The 15,873-nt window shown below is 58.9% G+C and carries 18 protein-coding genes; 15 read left to right on the top strand and 3 right to left on the bottom strand.

Annotation, left to right across the window (positions count from 1 at the left end; all coding sequences use genetic code 11):
* Position 1 precedes the first annotated feature (1 nt).
* The 7 genes from paaH to BH712_RS03095 all read left to right on the top strand — a co-directional run bounded on the left by paaH (position 2) and on the right by BH712_RS03095 (position 8,270).
* On the top strand, positions 2 to 1,426 hold the full coding sequence (gene paaH / locus BH712_RS03125) for a 3-hydroxyacyl-CoA dehydrogenase PaaH (protein ID WP_006808820.1): 1,425 nt from the start codon (positions 2 to 4) through the stop codon (positions 1,424 to 1,426).
* Positions 1,416 to 1,838, top strand: coding sequence for a hydroxyphenylacetyl-CoA thioesterase PaaI (gene paaI / locus BH712_RS03120; RefSeq protein WP_006808819.1), 423 nt, complete (start codon positions 1,416 to 1,418; stop codon positions 1,836 to 1,838). The genes paaH and paaI overlap by 11 nt, the downstream gene beginning before the upstream one ends.
* Positions 1,838 to 3,043 (top strand): 3-oxoadipyl-CoA thiolase, encoded by a 1,206-nt coding sequence (gene pcaF, locus BH712_RS03115; protein WP_006808818.1) that lies wholly within the window; start codon positions 1,838 to 1,840, stop codon positions 3,041 to 3,043. The genes paaI and pcaF overlap by 1 nt, the downstream gene beginning before the upstream one ends.
* 26 nt (positions 3,044 to 3,069) lie before the next feature.
* Entirely contained in the window at positions 3,070 to 4,386 is a 1,317-nt protein-coding gene (paaK, locus tag BH712_RS03110; RefSeq protein ID WP_006808817.1) for a phenylacetate--CoA ligase PaaK, read from the top strand.
* A 154-nt stretch (positions 4,387 to 4,540) separates the two neighbouring features.
* Complete coding sequence (paaX, locus tag BH712_RS03105; protein WP_006810540.1) at positions 4,541 to 5,476, top strand: phenylacetic acid degradation operon negative regulatory protein PaaX; 936 nt, start codon at positions 4,541 to 4,543, stop codon at positions 5,474 to 5,476.
* Positions 5,477 to 5,485: 9 nt separating this feature from the next.
* Positions 5,486 to 6,091, top strand: a complete 606-nt coding sequence (paaY, locus tag BH712_RS03100; RefSeq protein WP_006810541.1) for a phenylacetic acid degradation protein PaaY — start codon at positions 5,486 to 5,488, stop codon at positions 6,089 to 6,091.
* Between the two features lie 181 nt (positions 6,092 to 6,272).
* On the top strand, positions 6,273 to 8,270 hold the full coding sequence (locus tag BH712_RS03095) for a BCCT family transporter (RefSeq protein WP_006810542.1): 1,998 nt from the start codon (positions 6,273 to 6,275) through the stop codon (positions 8,268 to 8,270).
* 55 nt (positions 8,271 to 8,325) lie between these two features.
* Here BH712_RS03095 and BH712_RS03090 read toward each other — a convergent pair whose 3' ends face one another.
* Together BH712_RS03090 and BH712_RS03085 are read right to left on the bottom strand one after the other, a co-directional pair.
* On the bottom strand, positions 8,326 to 9,078 hold the full coding sequence (locus BH712_RS03090; protein WP_006810543.1) for a hypothetical protein: 753 nt from the start codon (positions 9,076 to 9,078) through the stop codon (positions 8,326 to 8,328).
* A gap of 1 nt (position 9,079) precedes the next feature.
* On the bottom strand, positions 9,080 to 9,277 hold the full coding sequence (locus tag BH712_RS03085; protein ID WP_006810544.1) for a hypothetical protein: 198 nt from the start codon (positions 9,275 to 9,277) through the stop codon (positions 9,080 to 9,082).
* A gap of 258 nt (positions 9,278 to 9,535) precedes the next feature.
* On the opposite strand from BH712_RS03085, the gene BH712_RS03080 reads away from it, so the two are divergent.
* Genes BH712_RS03080 through BH712_RS03045 form a run of 8 tightly spaced genes read left to right on the top strand, consistent with a single transcriptional unit; the run spans position 9,536 to position 15,416 of the window.
* The gene (locus tag BH712_RS03080; protein ID WP_006810545.1) at positions 9,536 to 9,970 is read left to right on the top strand and encodes a nuclear transport factor 2 family protein; all 435 of its coding nucleotides are present in this window, start codon (positions 9,536 to 9,538) and stop codon (positions 9,968 to 9,970) included.
* Entirely contained in the window at positions 9,967 to 10,686 is a 720-nt protein-coding gene (locus BH712_RS03075) for an SDR family NAD(P)-dependent oxidoreductase (RefSeq protein ID WP_006810546.1), read from the top strand. The genes BH712_RS03080 and BH712_RS03075 overlap by 4 nt, the downstream gene beginning before the upstream one ends.
* Positions 10,683 to 11,942 carry an NAD(P)/FAD-dependent oxidoreductase gene (locus BH712_RS03070; RefSeq protein ID WP_006810547.1) on the top strand — a complete coding sequence of 420 codons (1,260 nt, stop codon included), beginning with the start codon at positions 10,683 to 10,685 and terminating at the stop codon, positions 11,940 to 11,942. The genes BH712_RS03075 and BH712_RS03070 overlap by 4 nt, the downstream gene beginning before the upstream one ends.
* Before the next feature lies 1 nt (position 11,943).
* Positions 11,944 to 12,666: a DUF1365 domain-containing protein gene (locus BH712_RS03065; protein WP_006810548.1), complete on the top strand. Its 723-nt coding sequence runs from the start codon at positions 11,944 to 11,946 to the stop codon at positions 12,664 to 12,666.
* A complete protein-coding gene (locus tag BH712_RS03060) occupies positions 12,663 to 13,883 on the top strand; it encodes an SAM-dependent methyltransferase (RefSeq protein ID WP_006810549.1) in 1,221 nt (406 codons plus the stop codon). Before BH712_RS03065 ends, BH712_RS03060 begins: the two co-directional genes overlap by 4 nt.
* A complete protein-coding gene (locus BH712_RS03055) occupies positions 13,880 to 14,365 on the top strand; it encodes a DUF2878 domain-containing protein (RefSeq protein ID WP_006810550.1) in 486 nt (161 codons plus the stop codon). The genes BH712_RS03060 and BH712_RS03055 overlap by 4 nt, the downstream gene beginning before the upstream one ends.
* Entirely contained in the window at positions 14,362 to 14,886 is a 525-nt protein-coding gene (locus BH712_RS03050) for a hypothetical protein (RefSeq protein ID WP_006810551.1), read from the top strand. The genes BH712_RS03055 and BH712_RS03050 overlap by 4 nt, the downstream gene beginning before the upstream one ends.
* Entirely contained in the window at positions 14,883 to 15,416 is a 534-nt protein-coding gene (locus BH712_RS03045) for a DUF3833 domain-containing protein (RefSeq protein WP_006810552.1), read from the top strand. The genes BH712_RS03050 and BH712_RS03045 overlap by 4 nt, the downstream gene beginning before the upstream one ends.
* On the opposite strand, the gene BH712_RS03040 is transcribed toward BH712_RS03045, so the two are convergent.
* Entirely contained in the window at positions 15,413 to 15,871 is a 459-nt protein-coding gene (locus BH712_RS03040; protein ID WP_006810553.1) for a DMT family transporter, read from the bottom strand. The two genes, BH712_RS03045 and BH712_RS03040, sit on opposite strands and share 4 nt — an antisense overlap.
* Between the last annotated feature and the right edge of the window lie 2 nt (positions 15,872 to 15,873).

Here is a 15,873-nt window from a genome sequence, read left to right as displayed (position 1 = left end):
GATGGTGAATATCGATACGGTGGCCGTCATTGGCAGCGGCACCATGGGCGCCGGGATTGCCGAAGTGGCGGCCAGCCACGGTCATCCGGTTCTGGTGTATGACATTGACGCAGCGGCGATTTCCCGCGCCATCGACGGCATTCGCCAGCGGCTGTCCTCTCGCGTTGCGCGCGGGAAACTCTCTGCCGACGCCGGGGAACAGATCCTGGCCCGCCTGACGCCAGTGACGAATATCAATGCCCTGGCGAAAGCCGATCTGGTGATCGAGGCGGCCTCCGAGCGGCTTGAGGTGAAAAAGGCGCTGTTTAAACAGCTGGCAGAGGTCTGCCCGCCGCAGACGCTGCTTGCCAGTAACACCTCGTCTATTTCCGTCACCGCGATTGCGGCGGAGATAAGCCACCCTGAACGCGTCGCCGGGCTGCACTTCTTTAACCCCGCTCCGGTGATGAAGCTGGTGGAGGTGGTCAGCGGGCTGGCGACTTCTTCCGAAGTGGCCGATGCGCTGTGCGAGCTGGCACTGCGCTGGGGAAAGCAGCCGGTGCGCTGCCAGTCCACGCCGGGGTTTATTGTCAACCGCGTGGCGCGTCCGTTCTATTCGGAAGCCTGGCGCGCGCTGGAGGAGCAGGTGGCCACGCCCGAGGCGATCGACGCCGCCCTCCGTGAAGGCGGCGGTTTCCCGATGGGGCCGCTTGAGCTGACGGACATGATTGGTCAGGACGTCAACTTTGCCGTGACCTGCTCCGTATTTAATGCCTTCTGGCAGGAGCGTCGTTTTCTGCCGTCGCTGGTGCAGCAGGAGCTGGTGCTGGCGGGGCGTCTGGGCAAGAAATGCGGGCAGGGCGTATACCGCTGGCAGGAGGAGAAACCCGCCGTCAGCTGGCTCGCCCCGGTCAGCGACAGCTTCAGCCCGATGCGCGCACAGCGGAGAAGTGACGGTGTCACGGAAATTGATGATCTGTTGCTGATTGAAACGCAGGGTGAAACCGCACAGTCACTGGCGCTGCGCCACGGCTGCCCGGTGGTGGTGGTCGACCGCATCGAGCGGGATGTGGCCGTGATTGCCGCCGCGCCCGGCAACCCGCACTCCGCCACGCAGAAAGCCATTTACTGGTTGCAGCACCAGCAAAAACGGGTGCTTCAGATTGCCGATTACCCCGGCCTGCTGATCTGGCGCACGGTGGCGATGATTGCCAACGAAGCGCTGGATACCCTGCAAAAAGGGGTCGCCAGCGAGCAAGACATCGATACCGCCATGCGCTTAGGGGTGAACTATCCCTGTGGCCCCATCGCCTGGGGCGAGCGTCTGGGCTGGCAGCGTCTGTTAACCCTGCTGGAGAACCTGCAACGTCACTACGGCGAGGAACGCTATCGCCCCTGTTCACTGCTGCGCCAGCGTGCGCTTCTGGAGAGTAGTTATGAGTCATAACGCCTGGCATAACGCCCGCGCGATGTACGAACGGGACGCCTGCGCGCAGGCGATGGGGATGGACATTATCGACATGGGCGAGGGCTACGCGGTAGTGACCATGACCATCACCCCGCAGATGCTCAACGGCCATAAAACCTGCCACGGTGGACAGCTGTTCTCGCTGGCCGATACCGCCTTTGCCTACGCCTGCAACAGTCAGGGGCTGGCGGCGGTGGCCTCCGGCTGCGCCATCGACTTTCTGCGTCCGGGCTTTGCCGGAGATAAGCTCACCGCCACCGCGCGGGTTAAGCATCAGGGCAAACTGACCGGCGTCTACGACATTGAAATTCAGAACCAACACCAGAAAGCCGTCGCGCTGTTTCGCGGGAAATCGCACCGCACCGGCGGCAGTGTGACAGGAGAAGCCTGATGCGTGACGCATTTATTTGTGAGGGTGTGCGTACGCCGATCGGTCGTTACGGCGGCGGGTTGTCCAGCGTACGTGCCGATGACCTGGGGGCCGTGCCGCTGCGCGCGCTGCTGGCGCGTTATCCGCAGCTCGATCTGGAGCGCATAGATGACGTGATCTTCGGCTGCGCGAATCAGGCCGGGGAGGATAACCGCAACGTGGCGCGCATGTCGGCGTTGCTGGCCGGGCTGCCGCAGACGGTTTCCGGCACCACCATTAACCGCCTGTGTGGCTCGGGTCTGGATGCCCTTGGCTTTGCGGCGCGCGCCATTAAGGCCGGGGATGGCGATCTGCTGATTGCCGGTGGCGTCGAATCCATGTCCCGTGCGCCGTTCGTGATGGGCAAAGCCACCGCTGCGTTTCAGCGTCAGGCGGAGATCTTCGACACCACTATCGGCTGGCGATTTGTGAATCCGCTCATGCATCAGCAATACGGAACTGACAGCATGCCGGAAACGGCAGAGAATGTAGCGGAATTGTTAAATATCAGCCGTGCCGATCAGGACGCATTTGCCCTGCGCAGCCAGCAGCGTACCGCGCGGGCGCAGCAGAATGGCGTACTGGCGCAGGAGATCATCCCGGTGCAGGTAGCCGGGAAAAAAGGGGCGGTAACGGAAGTGAGCGTGGATGAGCATCCGCGCGCCGAAACCACCCTGGAACAGCTTGCCGCGCTGAAAACCCCGTTCCGCAAGAACGGTGTGGTGACGGCGGGGAATGCCTCCGGCGTGAACGACGGGGCGGCAGCGCTGATTATCGCCAGCGAGCCGATGGCGCTTGCCCAGGGGTTAACCCCGCGCACCCGCATAGTGGCCATGGCGACCGCGGGCGTCGAACCGCGCCTGATGGGATTAGGCCCGGTGCCCGCCACCCGCAAGGTGCTGGAGCGTGCCGGACTCAGTATTACCGATATGGACGTCATTGAGCTTAACGAAGCCTTTTCCGCACAGGCGCTGGGCGTGCTGCGTCAGCTGGGCGTGCCGGATGACGCGGAGCATGTCAACCCGAACGGCGGGGCAATCGCGTTAGGCCACCCGCTGGGAATGAGCGGAGCCAGACTGGCGCTGGCCGCAAGCAATGAATTGCACCGACGCGGCGGGCGCTACGCGCTGTGTACGATGTGCATCGGTGTGGGTCAGGGCATTGCCATGATCCTTGAGCGTGTTTGAGCGAACAATAATGTGAGTACCCTGCGATGATAAATACAACAAAGCTTGATCCGATCGAAACCGCGTCCATGGATGAGTTGCAGGCGTTGCAGACCGCGCGCCTGAAATGGACGCTGAACCACGCCTACCACAACGTTCCGATGTACAAACGCAAGTTTGATGCTGCGGGCGTTCACCCTGACGATTTTAACGAGCTGGCGGACCTGCAAAAATTCCCGTGCACCACCAAACAGGATCTGCGGGACAACTACCCGTTCGATACCTTTGCGGTGCCGATGGAGCAGGTGGTGCGTATCCACGCCTCGTCGGGCACCACCGGAAAGCCGACCGTGGTGGGGTATACCCAGAATGATATCGACAACTGGGCCAATATCGTCGCCCGTTCCCTGCGCGCCGCCGGGGGCAGCGCGAAGGATAAAATTCACGTCGCCTACGGTTACGGGTTGTTCACCGGCGGGCTGGGGGCGCACTACGGTGCTGAGCGTCTGGGGGCGACGGTGATCCCCATGTCCGGCGGCCAGACGGAGAAGCAGGCGCAGCTGATCCGCGATTTCCAGCCGGATATGATCATGGTGACGCCGTCTTACTGCCTGAACCTGATTGAAGAGCTGGAGCGGCAGATGGGCGGCGATGCCAGCGCCTGTTCCCTTCGCGTCGGCGTGTTTGGCGCCGAGCCGTGGACGCAGGCGATGCGCCGCGAAATTGAAAAACGGCTGGGCATTACCGCGCTGGATATTTATGGCCTCTCGGAGGTGATGGGGCCGGGCGTGGCGATGGAGTGTCTTGAAACCGCGGACGGCCCGACCATCTGGGAAGATCACTTCTACCCGGAGATCGTCAACCCGAATGACGGCACGCCGCTGGCCGACGGCGAGCAGGGCGAACTGCTGTTCACCACGCTGACCAAAGAGGCGCTACCGGTGATCCGCTACCGCACCCGCGACCTGACGCGCCTGCTGCCGGGCACCGCACGTACCATGCGCCGGATGGATCGCATCAGCGGGCGCAGCGACGACATGCTCATCATTCGCGGCGTTAACGTCTTCCCGTCACAGCTGGAGGAGGAGATCGTCAAGTTCGAACACCTTTCGCCGCACTATCAGCTGGAGGTGAACCGCCGTGGGCATCTTGATTCACTTTCGGTGAAGGTCGAGCTGAAACAGAGCAGCTTAACGCTGACGCATGAGCAGCGCTGTCAGGTCTGCCACCAGTTGCGTCATCGGATCAAATCGATGGTGGGGATCTCAACCGACGTGATGATCGTTAACTGCGGCAGTATTCCACGCTCCGAGGGCAAAGCCTGCCGGGTATTTGATTTACGTAAGGTTGCGGCTAACGGTTAAAACACCTAACCCCTCATCCTAACCTTCTCCCCAGAGGGGAGAAGGGACAGCTCGGTGCGGTCTTTTTCCCTCTCCCCTTTGGGGAGAGGGTCAGGGTGAGGGGGAAACCCAAATTCCTGTGCTATGATTCATCCAGGAAAAAAATAACAACAGAATGAATCACATGAACAAACTTGACGCCTTCATCCAGCACGCAGTCAGCTCTGTCCCCGTCAGCGGAACATCACTTATCTCCTCGCTGTATGGCGACGCGCTTTCCCATCGCGGCGGCGAGATCTGGCTTGGCAGCCTGGCGGCCCTGCTGGAAGGAATGGGATTCGGCGAACGCTTTGTGCGCACCGCGCTGTTTCGCCTCAACAAAGAGGGCTGGCTGGACGTGTCCCGCATTGGCCGCCGCAGCTTTTACCGCCTCAGCGATAAGGGGCTGCGTTTGACCCGCCGCGCGGAAAATAAAATCTACCGGGCGGAACTGCCTGCGTGGGATGGTAAATGGCTACTGCTGCTCTCCGAAGGGCTGGATAAAACCACGCTCGCGGATGTGAAAAAACAGCTCATCTGGCAAGGCTTCGGCACGCTGGCCCCGAGCCTGATGGCTTCGCCGTCGCAAAACCTGGCGGACGTGCAGTCTCTGCTGCATGACGCGGGCGTGGCGGAAAACGTCATCTTTTTTGAGGCCCATTCGCCGCTGGCCTTGTCACGCGTGGCGTTGCGATCCCGCGTGGAAGAGTGCTGGCAGCTCACGGAACAAAACGCGATGTACGAAACGTTTATCAACTCGTTCCGTCCGCTGCTGCCGCTGCTGAAAGAGGCGTCGCCCGAGGATTTGACCCCGGAACGCTGCTTCCAGATCCAGCTGTTACTCATTCACTTTTATCGTCGCGTGGTGCTGAAAGATCCGCTGTTGCCGGAGGAGTTACTCCCGGCGCACTGGGCGGGGCAGAACGCGCGACAGTTGTGCATAAATATCTACCAGCGCGTGGCGGCGGGTGCCCTTGCGTTTGTCAGCGAGAAGGGAGAAACCTCCGTGGGCGAACTGCCCGCTCCCGGCACGCTTTACCACCAGCGCTTTGGTGGTCTGAATATCACATGAGGAGAAGGTATGCCTGTTTATCAAATTGATGGTCTGACCCCGGTCGTGCCTGAAGAGAGCTATGTTCACCCGACCGCGGTGCTGATTGGCGACGTGATCCTCGGTAAAGGGGTTTACGTCGGCCCCAACGCCAGCCTGCGCGGTGATTTTGGCCGGATCGTGGTGAAAGACGGCGCGAACATTCAGGATAACTGCGTGATGCACGGTTTTCCGGAGCAGGACACGGTGGTGGAAGAGGACGGGCATATCGGCCACAGCGCGATCCTCCACGGCTGCATTATTCGCCGTAATGCGCTGGTGGGGATGAATGCGGTGGTAATGGATGGGGCGACGATCGGCGAAAACAGCATTGTCGGAGCGGCGGCGTTTGTGAAGGCCAAAGCGGAGATGCCTGCGAATCACTTAATTCTGGGCAGTCCGGCGAAAGCGATTCGTGAACTGAGTGCGCAGGAAATCGAGTGGAAAAAGCAGGGCACGCGGGAGTATCAGGTGCTGGTGGATCGCTGTAAGCAGACGCTGCATCAGGTGGAGCCGCTGCGGGAAGAAGAGCCAGGACGCAAACGGCTGGTCTTCGATGAGAATTTACGGCCAAAGTCGGCTGGCCGGGATAAATAATCCTTTTTCACCCCCTTAATATTGTATGGCTTGAGGAATAACTGACGGGCGGAAAAATATATCTTCTGCGTAGTAGTGTGAATTTAAACATGACAAAACTGTCATTACAGGGAGATTTTGTTACCCTATGGCAGCTCACGCCTCTTATTCAGAGAGGTTAATCAGTTATGGAACACACTATATGAGTGAAAACGAAACTATCCCAAAGCAGTCCAAAAGCCAGATTAACAAAGCGGTATTTTACACATCTGCTTTGTTAATTTTCCTTCTTGTCGCCTTCGCGGCGATTTTCCCGGACGTTGCCGATAAAAATTTTAAGTTACTGCAACAGCAAATATTCACTAACGCCAGCTGGTTTTACATTCTTGCCGTCGCATTGATCTTACTGAGCGTGACGTTCCTCGGCTTATCCCGTTACGGTGATATTAAACTCGGGCCTGACCATTCCCAGCCAGATTTCAGCTACCACTCCTGGTTCGCCATGCTGTTTTCCGCGGGGATGGGGATCGGCCTGATGTTCTTTGGCGTGGCGGAACCGGTCATGCACTACCTTTCCCCGCCGGTGGGCACGCCTGAAACGGTCGCGGCGGCCAAAGAGGCCATGCGGCTGACCTTCTTCCATTGGGGGCTGCACGCGTGGGCCATCTACGCCATTGTTGCGCTGATCCTGGCGTTCTTCAGTTATCGTCACGGCCTGCCTTTGACGCTTCGCTCGGCGCTTTATCCCATTATCGGTGACCGTATTCACGGACCAATAGGCCATGCGGTGGATATTTTTGCGGTGATCGGGACCGTTTTTGGCGTGGCGACCTCACTGGGCTACGGCGTGTTGCAGGTCAATGCCGGGCTGAATCACCTTTTCGGCGTGCCTATTAGTGAAACCGTGCAGGTGATCCTGATCGTGGTGATTACCGGGCTGGCGACGGTGTCCGTCGTCTCCGGCCTGGATAAAGGCATTCGTATTTTATCTGAGCTGAATCTGGGTCTGGCGGTACTGCTGCTGGCGCTGGTGCTGTGCCTGGGGCCAACCGTGCTGCTGCTGAAATCGTTTGTGGAAAATACCGGTGGCTATCTCTCTGAGCTGGTGAGCAAGACCTTCAACCTGTACGCGTATGAACCGAAATCCAGCAACTGGCTGGGGGGCTGGACGCTGCTGTACTGGGGCTGGTGGCTGTCCTGGTCGCCGTTCGTCGGGATGTTTATCGCCCGCGTCTCGCGCGGCAGAACCATCCGTGAGTTTGTGACCGGCGTGCTGTTCGTCCCGGCTGGCTTCACCCTGATGTGGATGACGGTCTTTGGTAACAGCGCCATCTACCTCATTATGAATGAGGGGGCCGCCGATCTGGCGAACACCGTCCAGCAGGACGTGGCGCTGGCACTGTTCAATTTCCTTGAGCATTTCCCGTTCTCATCGGTACTGTCATTTATCGCTATGGCGATGGTCATTGTCTTCTTTGTGACCTCCGCCGACTCCGGCGCGATGGTGGTGGATACGCTTGCGTCCGGTGGCGAAGCCAATACCCCCGTCTGGCAGCGCATCTTCTGGGCCGCGCTGATGGGCGTGGTGGCTATCGCGCTGCTGCTCGCAGGCGGGCTGAGCGCACTGCAAACCGTAACCATCGCCAGTGCGCTACCGTTCTCCGTGATCCTGTTGATCTCTATCTATGGCCTGCTGAAGGCGCTGCGGCGTGATTTGACCAAACGCGAGAGCCTGAGCATGGCTAACATCGCGCCGACGGCGGCCCGTAATCCGATTCCATGGCAGCGCAGATTGCGCAACATCGCCTATTTGCCGAAGCGGTCCCTGGTGAAACGCTTTATGGATGAGGTCATTCGGCAGGCGATGGTGCTGGTGCAGGAGGAGCTTAACAAGCAGGGAACCCAGAGCCATATCAGTGATGCGTCAGACGATCGTATCCGCCTGGAAGTGGATTTAGGCAATGAGCTGAACTTCATTTATGAAGTCAGGCTGCGCGGCTACAACTCGCCGACCTTTGCGCTGGCGGCCATAGAGAATGACGAAAACCAGGCAGAACAGCACAGATACTACCGGGCTGAAGTCTATCTTAAAGAAGGTGGACAGAATTACGATGTGATGGGCTGGAACCAGGAGCAGTTAATTAACGATATTCTGGACCAGTACGAGAAACATCTGCACTTCCTGCATCTGGTGCGTTAAACCTCACTGTCTGTAAGCCCCTGAAGCATCTGCTTCAGGGGACACCGTGCCCGCTTTATTCCCGCATCGCCAGCGCGCTGGCGCTTGCCGGATCGAACAGCGAAATACTCTCGATCTGATCCAGCATGATCACTTTGCGAAAATCCATGGCGCTTTTAGGCTCTGAATCAAGCGTGATGTCATGTTCGGCGTACCATTTGCTGTAGTTATGTTCGATACAGAGCTGCATGCTCTTCCCGTCACGGTAGCCGCTCAGCATCGGAATAAGCACGATATTGGCCGTTTTTTCATACTCCAGCGTGGCGGTATGGATCATGCCAATATAAATCCGTCGCGATTTCAGCGTGACGTGCGCCAGTTCTCCTTCTTCCATGCACTGATAGAGCAGTTGTTCAATACCGCTCGATTGCGCCAGCCGCTTGTACAATTTTTTCCTGCCTTCACCGTCCAGCCGCGCGCTTCCGGCCCAGTTCGAGCGGTAGAGACAAAACAGGATCGCAAAGGCCAGCATCACCACCACCGGGGCCTGAATACCCAAAAAGCTCCAGTTCATAAAATCAATTTGCCAGTCGGCATATTTTGCAGACGTGAAGTGGAACGTGTTATCGGCGGCAGAGAGAGCGAACAGCAGCAGCCACAGCAGGCCCGTGGCGATCACCCCCTGAAGGACGAAAATACAGCCATACAGCGCCACAAGGAAATAGACGTCCCAGCCGAAGGAACGCTTAATTTTGAACCGTGTTGAGAGGTCGCGGCTGGTGTACCAGTAGCCACAGACCATCAATACCATGAATATTGCCGTTCCCATTTCAGGCCCTCTTCAGCGCGTTGACATGGCGCAGAAAGTCCCGCCGCACCTCGTTACTTTTGTAGTTAACCGAGGCACTTCCATCCTGGTCGATGATAATGCGATCGCCATCCTCTACGGCTTCGATAATCTCCTGGTGACTCATAACCTGTAGCAAGGATTCCGGGCTGGAAAAGAGCGCCATCAGTAAATTTTTCATCGCGTGACATCCTTATGAATTAAAAGGATAAGTCTGGAAGATAAATGGCACCTTTGCCTTAAGGTTATCCCTAAAAAATAGCGGCACAGGGGGGCTAAACCCTTTTTGACTGAAAAAGGGACGATGAGTGACTCTTTTAACCTGTTGAATAAAAACAGAAATAAAAAATACCCTTGCACAAACTTGGACAAATAACGTTAATTGTGTAAGTTTAAATTATGCGATTCCGCTACGTTGTTTACAGCCAGGATGTGACCCATGAGCACGTTGCCGTCCGTTATCAGTCGGTTCGTTGATTACTACGCCACGCTGGATACCCAGCCACCCTCGGCGCTGGCGGAGATTTATCGCGCCGATGCCACGCTTATCGATCCCTTTGGCGAACACAACGGGATGTTCGCGATACAGCGCTATTTCACCCACCTGCTGGCTAACGTCCAGCACTGTCGCTTTACCGTTGATGCACCGTTGCAGCAGGGCGATCGCTTTGTTGTCACCTGGATGATGCACTGGTCGCATCCGCGTATTGCCCGGGGGGCAATGCGACAACTGCCGGGCTGCTCCGTGGTAGACATGCGCGACGATCGCATTGTTCGCCAGCGCGACTACTACGACGCCGGAGAGATGATTTACGAACATCTTCCGGTTCTCGGCTGGGCCGTGCGCGGCGTTAAGCGGAGAGTGCAATCATGAAAACGGTTCTGATTACCGGCGCAAGCTCGGGCATAGGGGCGGGGCTGGCGAAATCTTTTGCCGACGATGGCTACCGGGTGATTGCCTGCGGGCGCGATGCGCAACGTCTTGCAGCCCTGCATCAGCACAGCCCCCACATCACGGTGCGCCTGTTCGATATGACAGACAGGGACGCCTGTCGCCAGGCGCTGGCGGACTGTGCTGCCGATACGGTGATCCTCTGCGCCGGGACCTGCGAGTATCTCGATCGCGGCGCGGTGGACGCGGCGCTGGTGGCGCGGGTGATGACCACCAATTTCATCGGCCCGGTAAACTGCCTTGCGGCGTTGCAGCCGCAGCTGGTGTCCGGCAATCGCGTGGTGCTGGTCAGTTCGATGGCGCACTGGCTTCACTTCCCGCGAGCCGAAGCCTATGGCGCCTCCAAAGCGGCGTTAACCTGGTTTGCCGACACGCTGCGTCTCGACTGGAAACCGAAAGGGATTGCCGTCACGGTCGTTTCACCCGGTTTCGTTGACACGCCGCTGACCCGCAAAAACGATTTCCCGATGCCGGGCCGGGTCAGCGTAGAGCATGCCGTTCACGCCATTCGTCGCGGTCTGGCAAAAGGGAAGGATCACATCGCGTTTCCCGCCGGGTTTAGCCTGGCGCTGCGCCTGCTTTCCGGCCTGCCCGACGTACTCCAGCGCGCACTCCTGCGCAGGATGGTGCGACCATGAAGATCGCAATTATCGGCAGCGGCATCGCCGGGTTAACCTGTGCCTGGCGTCTCGCCGGACATCATCAGGTCACGCTGTTTGAGGCGCAGGCCGCGCCGGGCGGCCATACCGCAACGGTGGATGTCGACACGCCGCAGGGCACCTTTGCCATCGACACCGGATTTATCGTCTACAACGACCGCACCTATCCGCGATTTATGGGGCTGCTCAGCGAACTGGGCATCAGCGGGCAAAAAACGCAGATGAGCTTTTCGGTGCACAACCCGCAGAGCGGGCTGGAGTACAACGGTCACACGCTTACGTCACTCTTCGCCCAGCGTCGTAATCTGCTGAACCCGGCTTTCTGGACGCTGCTGAAGGAGATCGTGCGCTTTAACCGGCTGGCGAAACAGACGCTCCAGGGCGAAGTCGATGGATCCGCCACGCTGGAAACGTTTTTGCACCAGCATCGTTTTACGCCGTTCTTTGCGCGTCACTACATCCTGCCGATGGGGGCGGCGATCTGGTCGTCCTCGCTACAGGAGATGAAACGCTTCCCGCTGCCGCTTTTTTTACGCTTTTTTGAAAACCACGGTCTGCTGGACATCACCCATCGTCCGCAGTGGTACGTGGTGCCGGGCGGCTCACGGGAGTATATCCGCGCGATGCTGGACACCCTCGGCGATCGCCTGACGCTGCACCTCAATGCGCCGGTGCAGCAGGTTATTCGCCACGATCGTGGGGTTGATATTGCGCGTGAGGGCGTAACAGACACCTTTGATCAGGTGATCTTCGCCTGCCACTCCGCTCAGGCGCTGGCGATGCTCGCCAGCCCAACGCAGGCGGAACGCGAGGTGCTGGGGGATATCGGCTGGCAGCGTAACGAGGTGGTGCTTCATAGCGACCCGCGCTGGCTGCCCGTGCGCGAGCGCGCGTGGGCCAGCTGGAACTATCGCCTCAGCGAGCAGGATCAGGCCAGCGCCTGCGTCACCTACAACATGAATATTTTGCAGGGACTGCCGCCAGGGTGCCCGCTGTTTTGCGTCACCCTCAACCCGGAAACGCCGGTGGATGAACGCTTTGTGCTGCGACGCTTCGTCTATGAGCATCCGCTTTTTAACCCGAAAAGCTGGCATGCCCAGGCCCGGCGCGGCGAAATAAACGGCCACCAGCGCAGCTGGTTCTGCGGCGCGTACTGGTACAACGGCTTCCACGAAGATGGCGTGCGCAGTGCGCTGGACGTGGTGAATGCTATCGCGGCCGGAGAGGGCAACTGAGATGAACAGCTGCCTTTACCACGGTACATTGCGCCATCGTCGGCTTGCGCCGAAAGCGCACCACTTTACCTACAGCGTGTTTATGGCCTGGCTCGATCTGGATGAGCTGGACGCGCTGCCCTCCGTCGGCGTGCGCCGGAACCGTGTTGCGCCCGCGGCATTTTATGATGCGGACTACCCGCTTGGCACGCCGCTTAAGGAGAATGCACTGACGCGGCTGGAAAACCTGACCGGCGAACGCCCGGCGGGGCGGGTCATGCTTCTGACCCAACTGCGTTATTTCGGCTTTCATTTTAATCCGGTGAATTTTTACTACTGCTATGACGGGGAAGGCACCCTGCGTTGGGTGCTCGCCGAAGTGCGTAACACGCCGTGGAATGAACGGCATTATTACGCGGTGGCGGGCCAGAACGCCCAGCCAACGGCGAAAGCGTTTCACGTTTCGCCTTTTAACCCGATGGACATGGTCTACCACTGGCGCTTCAACAGCCCGGACAGCACGCTGCGCATGCATATTGAAAACCATCAGGAGACGAAGGTGTTTGATGCCACCCTGACGCTGCGCCGGGAACCGCTGACGCGCGCAACGCTGCGTTCACGGCTGGCACGGATCCCGTTGATGACCCTCAAAACCGTTTTCGCCATTTACTGGCAGGCGCTCAGGCTGTGGCTGAAGCGCGTGCCGCTGCATAACCATCCCCTCAGCAGGAGTGAACGATCATGACCGATCCCGTCTTTGCGCTTGAACCCGATATCCCGCGCAACGTCCGCGTCGCGCGATGGTTGCTCTTCCGCCTGCTGAATGGCCTGCGCGGTGGCTCGCTGACGCTGCGTGAAGGCGCGCAGACGTTCCATTTCGGCGACGCCTCCGCCGCGCTTCACGCTGAGGTGCAGGTACTTGCACCGGGCGTCTACTGGCGCATTTTAACCGGGGGCAGCCTCGCCGCGGCAGAAGCGTGGATGGATGGGGAATGGGAGACAACCCACCTGACGCCGCTGCTGGAGCTGATTGCGCGCAATAGCCAGATCCTCGGCAAGCTGGAAAAAGGGTTTCGCCTGCTCGGAAAACCGGTGGAGCGGCTACGGCACTGGATGCGGCGCAACTCACGCGCTCAGGCGCGGGAAAATATTGCCGCCCATTACGATCTGGGCAACACCTTTTACGCCCATTTCCTCGATGAACACCTGTTGTACTCCAGCGCGCTGTTTAGCGGGGAGGAGCAGGATCTGACCGCGGCTCAGCAGGCAAAAATGGCAAGGCTGTGTGACCAGCTGGCGCTCACGGCAAACGACCATCTGCTGGAGATTGGCACCGGCTGGGGGGCGATGGCGGAATATGCCGCCCGTCATTACGGCTGCCGGGTGACCACCACCACGCTGTCGCAGGAGCAGTACCACTGGGCCACCGCGCGGATCGCCCGGGCGGGGTTGCAGGATCGCGTGGAGGTGCTGCTCTGCGACTACCGCGATCTGACCGGAGTCTACGACAAGCTGGTGTCGGTCGAGATGATTGAAGCCGTCGGTCAACGCTACCTGCCAACGTTTTTCCGCACCTGCCAGGCGCGTCTGCGTCCGGGCGGACGGATGGCGATTCAGGCCATCACCATTCAGGATCAGCGCTATCGCGACTACAGCAAAAGCGTCGATTTTATTCAGCGCTATATCTTCCCCGGCGGCTTTTTGCCCAGCATCACCGCCATGAACGAACTGATGACCCGCCATACCGATTTTGTGGTGCGTAATCTCTTCGATATGGGACCGGACTACGCCCGCACGCTGGCGCACTGGCGTCAGCGCTTCGTTCACGCCTGGCAGGAGATTGAACAGCTTGGGTTCGATGAACGTTTTCGCCGGATGTGGCTGTACTACCTCGGCTACTGTGAAGCCGGGTTTAACGCCCGCACCATCAGCGTGGTGCAGCTGACTGCGGAACGCGTATGAAGCGCTACGGGCAGGTTTTTCTGCTGGCCATCGGGTTTGATCTCTACTGGACGCTGGTGGTGCTGTTTCGCGAGCAGGGGCTGGTCATCTGGATCGCGCTGGCGGTGCTGGCCTGGCTGTTGTTACCGCCAGCATACCGGGTATACGCCCTTGTGCTGGCTGCCTCGGGCGCGCTGCTTGACGCGCTCTGGGCGCTGACGGGGCTGATTGCGTTCACGGGCGCATCGCTGATGCCGCTGTGGATGGTGGCGCTGTGGTTGATGTTTGCCACCGTCTGGACGCAACTGACCCGCACGACCACCTTACCAGGCTGGTTGCTGACGGTGCTGGCGACCCTTGGCGGGCCGGTGGCCTACCTGATCGGCGAGCGTCTGGGAGCCATTACGTTCCTGGAGCCGACCTTTATCGTCGTCAGCTGGATGTTCCCCGGCTGGCTGGTGCTGATGCTCTTTTTCCACCTGTTGATGGGGAGACAACAATGAGAAATCTGTTACTCATGCTCGCGTTGTCCGTCTTCACCTGTTCCGCGCAGGCGGCAGACTGGCTGAGCTGGCGCAAGGTGGGCGATGCCACACTCACCTGGGGACCGTTTACCGTCTATACCTCGCAGTTGTTGACGCCTGATGGTCGGTATACGGGCTTAGACCGCGATAATGCGCTGATTATCACCTACGCGCGCGACATCGATGGTGACGACCTGGTTGAGGCGACACGCGACCAGTGGCAGGCGCAGGGCATTTTGCAGCAGGAGCCGCAGAGTGAAGCCTGGCTGCGGATGCTCAAAGCGCTCTGGCCCGACGTCACGTCCGGCACGCAGCTCGCATTTGTGGTTAATAACGGTCAGGGGCAGTTCTGGTATCGCCCCTCGGCGGCGCAGAAAAAATTTACGCCACTCGGGCCACGCCAGACGGCAGCGTTTAGCTCACGCTTTCTGGCGATCTGGCTCGATCCCCGCACCGAATATCCTGAACTGCGTCAGCAGTTAACCGGAGGACCAAAATGAAACGTTTCCTGTTAATGGCGCTTGCCCTGACGATGCTGGTGGCCGGGTGCAGCACAGAGGTGACAGAGTATCGTCAGCAGCAGCCACGGCTGGACATTTTTACTTACTTCCAGGGGAAAACCGAGGCGTGGGGGATGGTGCAGGATCGCAGCGGTAAGCAGATCCGCCGTTTTCACGTTGAGATTGCCGGGGATGTTATCGGCGATACGCTGACGCTGAACGAGCATTTTGTTTATGACGATGGCGAGAAGCAGCAGCGCGTGTGGCATATCCGCCGCGTTGGTCAGGATCGCTACGAAGGTACGGCGGGGGACATCGAGGGTATCGCCACAGGCCAGGCGGCGGGCAACGCCCTGAACTGGCGCTACAGCATGAACGTGAAGGCGGACGGTAAAACCTGGCTGCTGCACTTTGATGACTGGATGTATTTGCAGGACAGCACCCATTTGTTCAATAAAACCGAAATGAAAAAATTTGGCGTCACCGTCGCCACGGTGACGCTATTCTTTACCCGCAAAGACGGAGGTTAATCGCCTTCGGGCCGGGGTTTACTGCTGGAGTAGATAAAGAACAGAGCAATACTCAGGCAAACCACGGCCCCCAGACGGCTCATTGAAAACGGAATGGCTTCATTATTCAGCCAGCCAAAGTTATCAATCAGCATGCTCATGGCCAGCTGGCCCAGGATCACCGCGACCGTAGCAACGGCGGTGCCGATACGCTGCACCGCGAGCACCATAATCACGATATAGGGTACGCCGCACAGAGCGCCCAGAAGCTGCCATTTGGGCACATCCATCAGGCTGACCGCCTGTTTCGGCTCAAAGAAGAAGATGAGCAGGGCGGTCACCAGCGCGCCGACGGAAAAGGTCAGAAATGCGCTTTTGAATACCCCCACGTTGCCGCCTAATTGCCCGTTGATGGCGGCCTGAATGCTCAGCGTCGCGCCGCCAATCACGGCCAGAATAATCATAATTACTGTCATAA

Origin of the sequence: Enterobacter hormaechei ATCC 49162 (genome assembly GCF_001875655.1) — a bacterium.
GTDB classification, from domain to species: Bacteria; Pseudomonadota; Gammaproteobacteria; order Enterobacterales; family Enterobacteriaceae; genus Enterobacter; species Enterobacter hormaechei.
Note: the sequence above shows the minus strand (reverse complement) of the source record. Positions and strands in the feature narration are given on the sequence as shown.